At 59.7% G+C, this 13,115-nt stretch carries 13 protein-coding genes; 8 read left to right on the forward strand and 5 right to left on the reverse strand.

What is annotated here, in order from left to right; all coding sequences use genetic code 11:
• Nucleotides 1-151 precede the first annotated feature (151 nt).
• Both glnL and ntrC read left to right on the forward strand, forming a co-directional pair.
• Complete coding sequence (gene glnL / locus JFT86_RS04695; RefSeq protein WP_201235934.1) at nucleotides 152-1,237, forward strand: nitrogen regulation protein NR(II); 1,086 nt, start codon at nucleotides 152-154, stop codon at nucleotides 1,235-1,237.
• Nucleotides 1,234-2,670: a nitrogen regulation protein NR(I) gene (gene ntrC, locus JFT86_RS04700; protein WP_007909238.1), complete on the forward strand. Its 1,437-nt coding sequence runs from the start codon at nucleotides 1,234-1,236 to the stop codon at nucleotides 2,668-2,670. The genes glnL and ntrC overlap by 4 nt, the downstream gene beginning before the upstream one ends.
• Nucleotides 2,671-3,189: 519 nt before the next feature.
• Here the strand turns inward: ntrC and JFT86_RS04705 are convergent.
• Nucleotides 3,190-3,630: a hypothetical protein gene (locus tag JFT86_RS04705; protein WP_201235935.1), complete on the reverse strand. Its 441-nt coding sequence runs from the start codon at nucleotides 3,628-3,630 to the stop codon at nucleotides 3,190-3,192.
• On the opposite strand from JFT86_RS04705, the gene JFT86_RS04710 reads away from it, so the two are divergent.
• Nucleotides 3,629-4,084 (forward strand): tRNA (cytidine(34)-2'-O)-methyltransferase, encoded by a 456-nt coding sequence (locus tag JFT86_RS04710; RefSeq protein WP_041071426.1) that lies wholly within the window; start codon nucleotides 3,629-3,631, stop codon nucleotides 4,082-4,084. The two genes, JFT86_RS04705 and JFT86_RS04710, sit on opposite strands and share 2 nt — an antisense overlap.
• Nucleotides 4,085-4,241: 157 nt before the next feature.
• Here the strand turns inward: JFT86_RS04710 and secB are convergent, their stop codons facing one another.
• The 3 genes from secB to JFT86_RS04725 are packed head-to-tail and all read right to left on the reverse strand — an operon-like array spanning nucleotide 4,242 to nucleotide 5,453.
• Nucleotides 4,242-4,727 carry a protein-export chaperone SecB gene (secB, locus tag JFT86_RS04715; protein ID WP_095190086.1) on the reverse strand — a complete coding sequence of 162 codons (486 nt, stop codon included), beginning with the start codon at nucleotides 4,725-4,727 and terminating at the stop codon, nucleotides 4,242-4,244.
• A gap of 57 nt (nucleotides 4,728-4,784) precedes the next feature.
• A complete protein-coding gene (gene grxC / locus JFT86_RS04720) occupies nucleotides 4,785-5,039 on the reverse strand; it encodes a glutaredoxin 3 (protein ID WP_201149378.1) in 255 nt (84 codons plus the stop codon).
• Nucleotides 5,040-5,453: a rhodanese-like domain-containing protein gene (locus JFT86_RS04725; RefSeq protein ID WP_201235936.1), complete on the reverse strand. Its 414-nt coding sequence runs from the start codon at nucleotides 5,451-5,453 to the stop codon at nucleotides 5,040-5,042.
• A gap of 153 nt (nucleotides 5,454-5,606) precedes the next feature.
• On the opposite strand from JFT86_RS04725, the gene gpmI reads away from it, so the two are divergent.
• From gpmI to JFT86_RS04750, 5 genes are all read left to right on the forward strand, one after another.
• Nucleotides 5,607-7,133, forward strand: a complete 1,527-nt coding sequence (gene gpmI / locus JFT86_RS04730; RefSeq protein ID WP_201235937.1) for a 2,3-bisphosphoglycerate-independent phosphoglycerate mutase — start codon at nucleotides 5,607-5,609, stop codon at nucleotides 7,131-7,133.
• A gap of 301 nt (nucleotides 7,134-7,434) precedes the next feature.
• On the forward strand, nucleotides 7,435-8,721 hold the full coding sequence (locus JFT86_RS04735) for a murein hydrolase activator EnvC (RefSeq protein WP_201235938.1): 1,287 nt from the start codon (nucleotides 7,435-7,437) through the stop codon (nucleotides 8,719-8,721).
• A gap of 31 nt (nucleotides 8,722-8,752) precedes the next feature.
• The gene (locus tag JFT86_RS04740; RefSeq protein WP_201235939.1) at nucleotides 8,753-10,072 is read left to right on the forward strand and encodes a S41 family peptidase; all 1,320 of its coding nucleotides are present in this window, start codon (nucleotides 8,753-8,755) and stop codon (nucleotides 10,070-10,072) included.
• Nucleotides 10,073-10,074: 2 nt separating this feature from the next.
• Nucleotides 10,075-10,851 carry a divergent polysaccharide deacetylase family protein gene (locus tag JFT86_RS04745; RefSeq protein WP_201235940.1) on the forward strand — a complete coding sequence of 259 codons (777 nt, stop codon included), beginning with the start codon at nucleotides 10,075-10,077 and terminating at the stop codon, nucleotides 10,849-10,851.
• Between the two features lie 115 nt (nucleotides 10,852-10,966).
• On the forward strand, nucleotides 10,967-12,352 hold the full coding sequence (locus JFT86_RS04750) for a Vps62-related protein (protein WP_201231995.1): 1,386 nt from the start codon (nucleotides 10,967-10,969) through the stop codon (nucleotides 12,350-12,352).
• Here JFT86_RS04750 and JFT86_RS04755 read toward each other — a convergent pair.
• Nucleotides 12,333-13,088: an ABC transporter substrate-binding protein gene (locus JFT86_RS04755; protein ID WP_201235941.1), complete on the reverse strand. Its 756-nt coding sequence runs from the start codon at nucleotides 13,086-13,088 to the stop codon at nucleotides 12,333-12,335. The genes JFT86_RS04750 and JFT86_RS04755 overlap by 20 nt on opposite strands.
• Between the last annotated feature and the right edge of the window lie 27 nt (nucleotides 13,089-13,115).

The raw sequence follows: 13,115 nt of genomic DNA on the forward strand, positions 1-13,115 counted from the left end.
CCGTGAAGGCTGGCCGACTGCCACGCAAACGAGCGTCAAACGCCCGTTTCAGGGGTTGAACGCTTCTTTTCGGAGCCTTGGTTTGGTTTTTGCATTTTCCCGATACCGACGCTTGTTACTTGCGCACGCTCCGCCCCCAAAAGAGGCTCTGATGACCATTAGCGACGCAATCCCACGTTTGCTGCTCGACAACCTGACCACCGCCACCATTTTGCTCGATGCCGAATTGCGCCTTGAGTACATGAACCCGGCGGCGGAGATGCTGCTGGCCATCAGCGGGCAGCGCAGCCATGGGCAGTTCATCAGCGAGCTGTTCACCGAATCCACCGAGGCGCTCAATTCCTTGCGCCAGGCAGTGGAACAGGCGCATCCGTTCACCAAGCGCGAAGCAATGCTCACTGCACTCACCGGCCAGACCCTGACCGTGGATTACGCGGTGACGCCGATCCTCAGCAACGGCGCGACCCTGCTTTTGCTGGAAGTCCACCCGCGTGACCGCCTGCTGCGGATCACCAAGGAAGAGGCGCAGCTGTCGAAGCAGGAAACCAGCAAGATGCTGGTGCGCGGCCTCGCCCATGAGATCAAGAACCCGCTCGGCGGTATTCGTGGCGCCGCGCAACTGCTGGCCCGGGAGCTACCGGAAGACAGCCTGCGCGACTACACCAACGTGATTATTGAAGAGGCTGACCGCCTGCGCAATCTGGTCGACCGCATGCTCGGTTCGAACAAGTTGCCGTCGCTGGCCATGTGCAACGTTCACGAAGTGCTCGAGCGCGTCTGCCAACTGGTCGAAGCGGAAAGCCAGGGCTGCATCACCCTGGTGCGCGACTACGACCCGAGCATTCCCGACGTATTGATCGACCGCGAACAAATGATTCAAGCCGTGCTGAATATCGTGCGCAATGCGATGCAGGCGATCAGCAGCCAGAACGAGTTGCGCCTGGGCCGCATCAGCCTGCGCTCCCGGACCATGCGCCAGTTCACCATCGGCCACGTTCGCCATCGTCTGGTGACCAAGATCGAGATCATCGACAACGGCCCGGGCATTCCGGCGGAACTCCAGGAAACCATTTTCTTTCCCATGGTCAGCGGCCGTCCGGACGGTACCGGACTCGGCCTGGCCATTACCCAGAACATCATCAGCCAGCACCAGGGCCTGATCGAGTGTGACAGCCACCCCGGCCACACCACGTTCTCGATCTTTCTGCCACTGGAACAAGGAGCCACATCGACATGAGCCGTAGTGAAACCGTGTGGATCGTCGATGACGACCGTTCTATCCGTTGGGTTCTGGAAAAGGCCTTGCAGCAGGAAGGCATGACCACGCAGAGCTTCGACAGCGCCGATGGCGTGATGAGTCGTCTGGCCCGCCAGCAACCGGATGTGATCATTTCCGATATCCGCATGCCAGGTGCCAGCGGTCTCGATCTGCTGGCGCGGATCCGTGAGCAACATCCACGGTTGCCGGTCATCATCATGACCGCTCACTCCGATCTGGACAGCGCTGTCGCCTCCTATCAAGGTGGCGCATTCGAGTACCTGCCCAAGCCATTCGACGTGGATGAGGCGGTGTCGCTGGTCAAACGTGCCAATCAGCACGCGCAAGAGCAGCAAGGCCTGGAAGTGGTGCCCGCGCTGACCCGCACCCCGGAAATCATCGGCGAAGCGCCGGCGATGCAGGAAGTGTTTCGCGCCATCGGCCGCTTGAGCCACTCCAACATCACCGTGCTGATCAACGGCGAATCCGGCACCGGTAAAGAACTGGTCGCCCACGCCCTGCATCGCCACAGCCCGCGCGCGGCCTCGCCGTTCATCGCATTGAACATGGCGGCAATCCCCAAGGACCTGATGGAGTCCGAGCTGTTCGGCCACGAGAAAGGCGCGTTTACCGGCGCGGCCAACTTGCGTCGCGGACGCTTTGAGCAGGCCGATGGCGGCACGCTGTTCCTTGATGAAATCGGCGACATGCCGGCCGATACTCAGACGCGTCTGTTACGCGTATTGGCCGACGGCGAGTTCTACCGCGTCGGCGGCCATGTCCCGGTCAAGGTCGATGTGCGGATCATTGCCGCGACACACCAAAATCTGGAAACCCTGGTGCATGCCGGAAAATTCCGTGAGGACTTGTTCCACCGCCTCAACGTGATCCGCATCCACATCCCGCGCCTGTCGGACCGTCGCGAAGACATCCCGACCCTGGCCAAGCATTTCCTCAGCCGCGCCGCGCAGGAACTGGCGGTCGAGCCGAAACTGCTGAAAAGCGAAACCGAGGAATACCTGAAAAACCTGCCGTGGGGCGGCAACGTACGCCAGCTGGAGAACACCTGCCGCTGGATCACGGTGATGGCGTCCGGGCGCGAGGTGCACATCAGCGACCTACCGCCGGAGTTGCTCAACCTGCCGCAGGACTCGGCGCCGGTGACCAACTGGGAGCAAGCGTTGCGCCAGTGGGCCGATCAGGCGTTGGCACGCGGCCAGTCGAGCCTGCTCGACAGCGCGGTGCCGGCGTTTGAGCGGATCATGATCGAGACGGCGCTGAAACATACCGCTGGCCGTCGCCGGGATGCCGCGGTTTTGCTGGGTTGGGGGCGTAATACCCTGACGCGCAAGATCAAGGAATTGGGAATGAAGGTTGATGGCGGGGATGATGATGAAGGGGATGAGGGCTAAGCCCCAAGTTCTTCGCTGAATGTCAGATCCAATCGCGAGCAGGCTCACGCCTACAGTGGAACGCCTTCCAATTGTAGGAGTGAGCCTGCTCGCGATGTTTTTAAGGCCCGAGTGCACCACAGTAAGGCACTTTGAACCGCAATCGAGCATAACCTTCAGTTCAGATTGCCAGTAAAAATCATCGACGAACAACAACACCAAAAACACGAAAGCCCCGAATTCCGGGGCTTTCGTGTTTCTCATCAGCTTTTTTGTTTCATCAGATTAAAAACTGGCACGCCCCCTGCACTACCTCTCACAGGTGATTCGATTCACCACCCGTTTCGGGGACCTTGGTACAGGCAGGCCGGGGATTCCCCTCTTTACACCGGGCGCACACCGCAGCGCGTTGCGTCCACCCTTTTGGGATCCTTGGTACAGGCAGGCCGGGGGTTCCCTCTTTACACCGGACCGACGCTGCAAAGCGAAGTCCATCCCGTTTTGGGAACCCTGATACAGGCAGGTCAGGGATTCCCGCTTTTATTGCTCCCGGAGATGAATCTCCAGCCGCCAGCGGTCATCGACCTCTTTGGCGGCCCAGTCACCCTGCAGCGGCCGCGCTGCCAGCACCGTCAGCAACAACCCACCATCACTCAATCGCGTACGCCAGTTAACGTCCTTGCCGTTGAGCCTGAGCTGGCCTTTCTGCGCCTTGCCTTCGGCCTGGAACAACAACGCCACGGTGCCATCGATGATTTCGCCGTGCAGCTTCGGTTCATTGTTGAACCACACCACCAGCCCTTGATCCGTAACCTCGACCTGCTGCAAGACAGTCGGATCCGGCGTGGTCAGACGGCCGATCATCAAACCGATCATCACGCCGACAATCGCCAGCGAACCGATCACCCGCGGGAATAGTTTCGAACGGTTGTCCACAGGCGGCGTAGAATGCCGCTCATCTTTACCTTCGGAGCCGTGCATGTTTCACGTCATCCTTTTTCAACCAGAAATTCCGCCGAATACCGGCAACGTTATCAGGCTGTGCGCCAACAGTGGCTGCCACCTGCATTTGATCGAACCGCTGGGTTTCGAGATGGACGACAAGCGCCTGCGCCGCGCCGGTCTCGACTACCACGAATATGCCACGCTGCAACGCCACGCCGACCTCGCCAGTTGCCTGGAAAGCCTGGGCCACCCACGGCTGTTTGCGTTCACCACCAAGGGTTCGCGGCCGTTTCACGATGCCGCATTCGTACCGGGCGATGCGTTCATCTTCGGCCCTGAAAGCCGTGGCCTGCCGCCAGAAGTGCTGGACGCCCTGCCCGCTGAACAACGCTTGCGTCTGCCGATGCGCGAAGGCTGCCGCAGCCTGAACCTGTCCAACACCGTGGCAGTCGCCGTGTACGAAGCCTGGCGCCAGAACGACTTCAAGTAACACGCAGTCCCCTGTAGGAGCTGCCGAAGGCTGCGATCTTTTGATCCTGCTCTTAGATGCAAAAATCGAAAGATCGCAGCCTTCGGCAGCTCCTACAGAATCAAAAGCCAAGAAAAAAGCGCCTGTTACGGCGCTTTTTTCGTTGTGGCTCTACCATTTATTGAACGGTCGGGGTCTCGCCGCTTTCCTGCATGCGCTGCAGCTCTTGCGCGTACAGGGCGTCGAAGTTCACCGGGGCCAGCATCAGCGCCGGGAACGAACCGCGGGTGACCAGGCTGTCCAGGGTTTCGCGAGCGTAAGGGAACAGGATGTTCGGGCAGAACGCACCCAGAGTGTGGCTCATCGACGCCGGGTCGAGGTTCTTGATCAGGAAGATACCGGCCTGTTGCACTTCAGCGATGAAGGCCACTTCGTCACCGTTTTTCACGGTTACAGACAGGGTCAGCACGACTTCAAAGAAATCGCCTTCGAGCTCTTTCTGGCGAGTATTCAGATCCAGACCGACGCTCGGATCCCACTGCTGACGAAAGATCGCCGGGCTTTTCGGGGCTTCGAAGGACAAGTCGCGTACGTAGATGCGCTGCAAGGAGAATTGCGGTGCGGTTTCTTCTTCGCTGGCTGCAGTGTTCTGTTGGTCAGTCATCTCAGATCCTTTCTGATCTTGGGTCTTTTAGGGATTGCTGTACGTGGGTGCAGCCGTTCAGGCCTTGAGCAGCGCGTCGAGCTTGCCGGCGCGCTCCAAGGCAAATAAATCGTCACAACCGCCGACGTGCTGGCTGCCGATCCAGATCTGCGGCACGGACGTGCGCCCCGCTTTCTGGGCCATGGCGGCACGCACCTGCGGCTTGCCATCGACCTTGATCTCTTCGAAGGCCACACCTTTGTTCGCGAGCAGTTGCTTGGCTCGCATGCAATAAGGGCAGTAATCGCTGGAGTAGACGATGACTTCGCTCATTTATTTCACCAGCGGCAGGTTGTCGCCTTTCCAGCTGGAAATCCCGCCGGACAGCTTGGCGGCGGTGAAGCCGGATTTCATCAGCTCGCGGGCGTGGGTGCCGGCGGTCTGGCCCAAAGCGTCGACCAGAATGATGGTCTTGGCCTTGTGTTTTTCCAGCTCGGCGATGCGCGCAGCCAGTTTGTCCTGTGGAATGTTCACGGCGCCAACGATGTGGCCGGCAGCGAAATCCTTGGCCGGACGGATGTCCACCACCACGCCAGCATCTTTGTTGACCAGAGCGGTCAGCTCACCGGTGCTCAGGCTTTTACCGCCGCCCTGCATCGTGTGCGCCAGCAGCAGAGCCAGCAGTACGACGAAGATACCGACAAGAATGTAGTGGTTAGTGGCAAATTCAATCAGGTGAGCAACCATCGAAGGAGGTTCCAGGGCGTTAAAATGTCGGCCAGTATACACAGCCACTATGGTGGGCCAAACCCCGTCCGGCGGTGACGCCGTCGGAACTTCGCTTTAAACTCCAACTCCCTTTTCCATCGCCCTCTTCTTTATTAGCCACGAGTGGATTCCATGACTACCACGCCTAAACCTTTGGTCCTGATCATTCTCGACGGCTTCGGTCACAGCGACAGCCCCGAGTCCAACGCCGTTTTTGCGGCGAAGAAGCCTGTGCTGGATCGCCTTTCGGCCACCGTGCCGAACGGCTTGATCTCGGGGAGCGGCATGGACGTCGGCCTGCCGGACGGCCAGATGGGCAACTCCGAAGTCGGCCACATGAACCTCGGGGCTGGTCGTGTGGTGTATCAGGACTTCACTCGCGTGACCAAAGCGATCCGCGACGGCGAGTTCTTCGAGAACCCGACCATCTGCGCCGCTGTGGATAAAGCCGTGGCCGCCGGCAAAGCCGTGCACTTCATGGGCCTGCTGTCGGATGGCGGCGTACACAGCCACCAGGATCATCTGATCGCCATGGCCGAACTGGCCTTCAAGCGCGGCGCCGAAAAAATTTATCTGCATGCCTTCCTCGACGGCCGCGACACGCCGCCGAAAAGCGCCGCGTCGTCGATCGAATTGCTCGACGCAACGTTCCAGGCACTCGGCAAGGGCCGCATCGCCAGCATCATCGGCCGCTACTTCGCCATGGACCGTGACAACCGCTGGGATCGCGTGGCCCAGGCCTACAACCTGATCGTTGACGGTAACGGCGAATTCAACGCCGCCACTGCGCAGGAAGGTCTGGAAGCCGCCTATGCCCGTGGCGAGAGCGACGAATTCGTCAAAGCCACCAGCATCGGCGAGCCAGTCAAGGTCGAAGACGGCGACGCCGTAGTGTTCATGAACTTCCGCGCCGACCGCGCACGCGAACTGAGCCGAGTATTTGTCGAGGACGGTTTCAAGGAATTCGAGCGCGCACGCCAGCCGAAAGTGCAGTACGTCGGCCTGACCCAATACGCCGCGAGCATCCCGGCCCCTGCAGCTTTCGCCCCGGGCAGCCTGGAAAACGTCCTCGGCGACTATCTGGCGAAGAACGGCAAAACCCAACTGCGCATCGCCGAAACCGAGAAATACGCCCACGTGACCTTCTTCTTCTCCGGCGGCCGTGAAGAACCGTTTCCGGGCGAAGAGCGCATCCTGATCCCGTCACCGAAAGTCGCCACGTACGACTTGCAGCCGGAAATGAGCGCGCCGGAAGTCACCGACCGTATCGTCGATGCCATCGAAAACCAGCGCTACGACGTGATCGTGGTCAACTACGCCAACGGCGATATGGTCGGCCACAGCGGCGTGTTCGACGCGGCGGTGAAAGCCGTTGAATGCCTGGACACCTGTGTCGGCCGCATCGTCGAGGCCCTGGAAAAGGTTGGCGGCGAAGCGCTGATCACCGCCGACCACGGCAACGTCGAGCAAATGGCTGACGAGTCCACCGGGCAAGCGCACACCGCGCACACCACCGAGCCGGTGCCGTTCATTTATGTCGGCAAGCGTGACCTCAAGGTCCGTGAAGGCGGCGTACTGGCGGACGTGGCGCCGACCATGCTCAAGCTGCTGGGCCTGGAAAAACCGGCGGAAATGACGGGGACCTCGATTCTTGTGTAAACCGCGCCGGCTAAAACGCTGAAAAAACCTGTGGGAATGGGTTTGTGGTGAGGGGATTTATCCCCGATCGGCTGCGCAGCAGCCGTAATACCAACACACGCGGTGTACCTGACATACCGCGGCGTTCGGTTTTAGGGCGGCTTCGCCACCCATCGGGGATGAATCCCCTCGCCACAGGTCACTCCTACATTGGTTTGTGGTGTTTTTCAGGCCAGTTATCACACAAGCCCAATTGGGCGTTTTTTTTGCAGCGTCGGGCGGGCATACTAGGCCGTCCCTTACCCTGGTGCCGCCCGCCCCTATGCTTCGCGTCCTGATTGCCATCGCTCTGACCTGCCTGCTCCAACCGGCCTTTGCTGACGAGCGCGCGCAAACCCAACAGCAGCTGGATGCCACGCGTCAGGACATTGCCGAGCTGAAGAAGCTGCTGGGCAAGCTCCAGGAAGAAAAGTCCGGCGTGCAAAAAGAGCTCAAGGGCACCGAAACCGAGATGGGCAAACTGCAGAAGCAGGTCGATGCCCTGCAGAAAGAACTGCAGAAAAGCGAATCCGAGTTGCAGCGGCTCGATGCGGAGAAAAAAAAACTCCAGAGCGCGCGCACTGAACAGCAACGACTGATCGCCATCCAGGCCCGCGCCGCCTACCAGAACGGTCGCCAGGAATACCTCAAACTGCTGCTCAACCAGCAGAATCCCGAGAAATTCGCCCGCACCCTCACCTATTACGATTACCTGAGCCAGGCCCGCCTGGAGCAGCTGAAGAATTTCAACGAAACCCTGCGCCAACTGGCCAATGTCGAAAAAGACATCGGCTTGCAGCAGGCGCAATTGCTGGTGCAGAAAAGCAGCCTTGATACCCAGCGCGAAGAGCTCGACAAGGTTCGCAAGGAACGCCAGCAGGTTCTCGCCAAGCTGAACGACGACGTAAAAGCGCGCGACCAGAAACTGGCCACTCGCGAGCAGGATCAGGCAGACCTGTCTAAAGTCCTTAAAACCATTGAAGAAACCCTGGCCCGCCAGGCTCGTGAGGCAGAAGAAGCGCGGCAGAAAGCGCTGATCGCCCAGCAGGAAGCGGAAAAAAAGCGTTTACGTGAGGCCGAAGCTGAAAACAGCGACGCCCCACGAAAACCCGCCAGATCAACACCCGGCGCACTGGTTTCCAGCAGCGGCGAGACCTTCGGTGGCCCTTTTGCCGCAACCCGGGGAAAACTTCCTTGGCCGGTTGATGGTCGACTATTGGCACGTTTCGGTGAAACCCGTGGTGACGACGCCCGGACCAAGTGGGACGGCGTGATGATCAGCGCCTCCGCCGGCAGCCAGGTGCATGCCGTACACGGCGGGCGCGTGGTGTTCGCCGACTGGTTGCGTGGTGCCGGGCTTTTGGTGATTCTCGATCACGGCAACGGTTTTCTGAGTCTTTACGGTCACAACCAGACGCTGCTCAAGTCGGCCGGTGACGTGGTAAAAGCCGGTGAGTCCATCTCCACTGTCGGTAACAGTGGCGGTCAGGACACGCCAGCGCTGTATTTCGCAATTCGTCAGCAGGGTCACCCGAGTGATCCGGCGCAATGGTGTCGTGCGCAAGGATAAGCGCACCGCCTAATTAAGGAGTTCGTTCGACATGCTGCATTTGTCCCGCCTTACCTCGCTGGCCCTGACGATCGCCCTGGTGATCGGCGCGCCTCTGGCGTTCGCCGCACAACCGGCTCCGGCTGTCGCTCCAGCAGGCACTGCTGCGACCTCCAAGGCACCGTTGCCGCTGGAAGAGTTGCGCACCTTTGCCGAGGTCATGGACCGGATCAAAGCCGCGTATGTCGAGCCGGTGGACGACAAGACCCTGCTGGAAAACGCGATCAAGGGCATGCTCAGCAACCTTGATCCGCACTCCGCTTACCTGGGCCCGGAAGATTTCACCGAGTTGCAGGAAAGCACCAGCGGCGAATTCGGCGGCCTGGGCATCGAAGTCGGCTCCGAAGACGGCTTCATCAAGGTCGTCTCGCCGATCGACGACACGCCTGCGTCGAAGGCTGGCATTCAGGCCGGTGACTTCATCGTCAAGATCAACGGCGCGCCGACGCGCGGCCAGACCATGACCGAAGCCGTGGACAAGATGCGCGGCAAGATCGGCCAGAAAATCACCCTGACCCTGGTGCGCGACGGCGGCACGCCATTCGACGTGACCCTGGCCCGCGCCGTGATTCAAGTGAAAAGCGTCAAGGCGCAATTGCTGGAGTCGGGCTACGGCTACATCCGCATCACCCAGTTCCAGGTCAAGACCGGCGAAGAAGTTTCCAAAGCCCTGGCCAAGCTGCGCAAGGACAACGGCAAGAAACTCAACGGCGTCATCCTCGACCTGCGCAACAACCCGGGCGGCGTGCTGCAGGCAGCGGTGGAAGTGGTCGATCACTTCATCACCAAAGGCCTAATCGTCTACACCAAGGGCCGGATCGCCAATTCCGAACTGCGCTTCTCAGCCACCGGCAAGGACGAAAGCGAAGCCGTGCCGATGGTCGTGCTGATCAACGGCGGCAGCGCCTCGGCGTCGGAAATCGTCGCCGGCGCCCTGCAGGATCAGAAACGCGCCGTAGTCATGGGCACCACCAGTTTCGGCAAGGGCTCGGTACAAACCGTACTGCCGCTGAACAACGACCGCGCACTGAAGATCACCACCGCGCTGTACTTCACGCCGAATGGCCGTTCGATTCAGGCCCAAGGCATCGTCCCGGACATCGAAGTGCGCAAGGCGAAGATCACCAACGAAGCGGACGGCGACTACTTCAAGGAAGCCGACCTGCAAGGTCACCTGGGCAATGGCAACGGCGGCGCCGACAAACCGACCGGTTCCGGCGCCAAGGCCAAACCGATGCCGCAGGACGACGATTACCAATTGGCCCAGGCCCTGAGCCTGCTCAAAGGGCTGAGCATTACGTCCGGCCGTTGAGGATGTCTCTGCGTTTCGTCTTCGTTCTGTTGTGCTGTCTGGCGGGTGCTGCTCACGCAGAGCCCGCCACATCAACACCGCACAAAGCCTACCTGACACTGATCATCGATGACCTGGGGCAAAACCTGCCCCGGGATCGCCGTGTGCTGGCCCTGCCCGGCCCGGTGACCACGGCGATCATGCCCGACACCCCGCACGCCACCGAATTCGCCCGCGAAGCCCATCGCGCCGGCAAGATCGTGATCCTGCACATGCCCATGGACCCGGCCACCGGGCCGTATGCGTGGCATCCTGAACTGCCCATCGAAGAACTCGAAAAACGCCTCAATGCTGCTTTCAAAATGGTCCCCTACACCGCCGGCATCAATAACCACATGGGCAGCCGCATGACCGCGCAACCGGTGGCGATGGCGTGGTTGATGGCTGAATTGCAGCGCCGCCACAAGTTCTTCGTCGACAGCCGCACCAGTGCGCAAACCGTTGCGGCGCAACAGGCGCAGAAGATCGATCTGGCGAGTGTCTCGCGGGATGTATTTCTCGATGACGAGCGCACCGAGGCAGCAATCTTCACCCAGTTGCAGACGGCGATCAGCCTTGCGCACAAACAAGGTTCGGCGGTGATGATCGGCCATCCGTACCCGCAGACCCTCGCCGTGCTGGAGCGCGAGCTGCCCAAGCTCAAGGCCCAAGGCATCGAGTGGATCGACATCAAGCAAATGATCAGCGTGCGCAGCAATCGCGCCATGGCCGGTCATGGCAAAGACGGCGTGTATCGGTAACACGCTGTCACCAGGCAATACATAGTTACCGCCAGCGACTTGGCCCACTTCCCGATAGTGAGACCTGCAACAGGTCGCGACTCCCTGAGTCGCCTTTCAACTATCAGGAGTGACTATGACTACGCATGACGAAACCGCTGTGCCAGCCGGGCAAATGGAGCCCATAAAACTCGACAATCTGCTGATCAACTTCACCACCGAGTTTCACCGCGTCTGGGATACCACCGGCGCTCGCGGGAAACCCGCGTCCTTCTGGCGCCCTACCCCCGCCCCGGATGCATTGCCTGGCTATTTCTCCCTCGGTGACATTGCCATTTCCGGAAGTGCCAACATCAATGGAGAAATCATCGCGGCAGTCGTCTGCGAAGGCGATTCAGGCGGTGCTGCAAACACAAGGAAACGGGCTCTCAGCCGCCCCAGCGACTTTGAGCTGGTCTGGAAAGAGACGGGGTCAGCAGCGGTTACCCGCACTTCAATATGGCGTCCTGTTGCACCGACCGGCTATGTCGCATTGGGACTGGTCTGCTCCAACGACCATAACAAGCCTTCACTCAACACGGTTCGCTGCGTCAGAAAGGATCTGGTGGTCGAAGCAAATGTCGGAGACTTGATCTGGAACGACAAAGGCAGTGGCGCGAAGATGAGCTTCAGCGCTTGGCATATTGAGCCTCCCACCGCCGCCGCAGGCGAGATCTGTTTTGCCCCCGGGACCTTTGTCGGTTCCCCGAACCACGACAAGCCCGCAACAACACCCAATGCTTATGCGCTACGGATGCAGATTCCCCTCGAAGTCACCCCGCCACCAGAGGCACCGACACTTGCCGGCTATGAAAAGCCGCAACATGCACCCGCCCGGATCACGCAAACATCAAAACTGCCCTGGTTCGCGATCAGGGACTTCGAACGTCCTAGCGAACAATTCCAGAAATCGCCTTATTACACTCTGAAAAGGACAGACCAACATCTGCTCGTCGGACACTGCCATAACAAAACGGGCAAGTGCCAACCGATCAAATGGACGGCTCGTCGCGCTCAAGACGCAGCAATGATGCGGATATTCAGCAGAAGCACTTCAGTGGAAGTCACAAAGGCCTGGCCGATCTCGGCATTGAGTGACGTGCGAATGACAAAGTTCTCGGCTTGCCTGCACAAGAACTTCACTCATACCGAAACATCCCTCAGCGGATGGAGTGAGTTGCGCCCTCAGCTCGTCCTCGCCATGGCTCCCCGGAGCAAGTCAGTGGCGATTTACCAGATGGAAAGCTATTACGAGCTGACACGTGAGGACGGTACGTTGGTGGCTGTAGAGTTCGGCTACTCCGACGACGCCAGCATTTATCTGACCGAGTATCCGGCGGAGAAAGAAGAGCCCGTTGTCATATGCCCTGCCATAACGACAAACTCGCCAATAGAAGCAGGTGCCGTGCACAACACCAATGAGGTCAACGTTATCTCTGCGCCAGAAGCAGACTTGCCGAACGCTACAGATACCTTGCCATGATGTCGTCAACCACGCCTTCTTTGCGCAGCTGATCAAGCGCAGCCTGGAGCTTGGCGACGACTTCGTCGGAGACGTCCTTGTTCAGCGCCAGATATAGCTCGGCGCTATTGAAACGCAGCACGGTTTTGAGTCCGGTTACACCATCCTGCCGCGCCAGATAACGGCCGGCAGGATCACCGGTAGCCCACAGGTCGATCTGACCGTTGACCAGTTTCTTCGCGTTGTCCTGATCCCGCAGCACGACCACTGGTTTCAAGCCCTGCTTGGTCAGCGTCTCGGCAATCGCATCGCCCTTGTAGGCACCGATCCGGTACTTGCGCGCGTCATTGAGGGTTTCGAGGGTGATCTTGCTGTCAGCCTTGGCCAACATGATCCAGTCGTCGGGGCCGATCGGGCCGACCCACTTGAAGAGCTTTTCGCGGTCCGGCAGTCGCGCCATGACGAATGCACCGTAACCGGGGTTTTCCAGAGCCAGTTTGTAGACGCGCTCCCAAGGGAAACGCAGGGTCAGGCTATAGGTGATGCCGGCGCGCTGGAACATCTCGCGCACGATGTCGGTGGCAATGCCGTTGATGTTCTCGCCCTGGGCGAAATTCTTGCCGTTCTTCGCCATGTTGTACGGCGGGAAGTTTTCGGTGAGGAGCACCAGATCGGTGTCAGGACTGTTTTCGGCCCGGGCAGTATTGAGCAGCAACACACAGGCACTGGCGAGAACAAGAAGCAGGCGTTTGATCATGTCGGGCTACCGAAATCCATGGCGTGC

The organism is Pseudomonas sp. TH06 (assembly GCF_016651305.1).
GTDB lineage: Bacteria > Pseudomonadota > Gammaproteobacteria > Pseudomonadales > Pseudomonadaceae > Aquipseudomonas.

What these genes read in the sequence shown, in the direction of transcription:
- secB (WP_095190086.1), bottom strand. Translation starts at nt 4,727, where the DNA reads ATGACTGACCAACAGAACACTGCAGCCAGCGAAGAAGAAACCGCACCG.
- grxC (WP_201149378.1), bottom strand. Translation starts at nt 5,039, where the DNA reads ATGAGCGAAGTCATCGTCTACTCCAGCGATTACTGCCCTTATTGCATG.
- JFT86_RS04740 (WP_201235939.1), top strand. Translation starts at nt 8,753, where the DNA reads ATGCTGCATTTGTCCCGCCTTACCTCGCTGGCCCTGACGATCGCCCTG.
- JFT86_RS04755 (WP_201235941.1), bottom strand. Translation starts at nt 13,088, where the DNA reads ATGATCAAACGCCTGCTTCTTGTTCTCGCCAGTGCCTGTGTGTTGCTG.
- JFT86_RS04735 (WP_201235938.1), top strand. Translation starts at nt 7,435, where the DNA reads ATGCTTCGCGTCCTGATTGCCATCGCTCTGACCTGCCTGCTCCAACCG.
- gpmI (WP_201235937.1), top strand. Translation starts at nt 5,607, where the DNA reads ATGACTACCACGCCTAAACCTTTGGTCCTGATCATTCTCGACGGCTTC.
- JFT86_RS04750 (WP_201231995.1), top strand. Translation starts at nt 10,967, where the DNA reads ATGACTACGCATGACGAAACCGCTGTGCCAGCCGGGCAAATGGAGCCC.
- JFT86_RS04705 (WP_201235935.1), bottom strand. Translation starts at nt 3,630, where the DNA reads ATGCACGGCTCCGAAGGTAAAGATGAGCGGCATTCTACGCCGCCTGTG.
- JFT86_RS04710 (WP_041071426.1), top strand. Translation starts at nt 3,629, where the DNA reads ATGTTTCACGTCATCCTTTTTCAACCAGAAATTCCGCCGAATACCGGC.
- glnL (WP_201235934.1), top strand. Translation starts at nt 152, where the DNA reads ATGACCATTAGCGACGCAATCCCACGTTTGCTGCTCGACAACCTGACC.
- JFT86_RS04725 (WP_201235936.1), bottom strand. Translation starts at nt 5,453, where the DNA reads ATGGTTGCTCACCTGATTGAATTTGCCACTAACCACTACATTCTTGTC.
- ntrC (WP_007909238.1), top strand. Translation starts at nt 1,234, where the DNA reads ATGAGCCGTAGTGAAACCGTGTGGATCGTCGATGACGACCGTTCTATC.
- JFT86_RS04745 (WP_201235940.1), top strand. Translation starts at nt 10,075, where the DNA reads ATGTCTCTGCGTTTCGTCTTCGTTCTGTTGTGCTGTCTGGCGGGTGCT.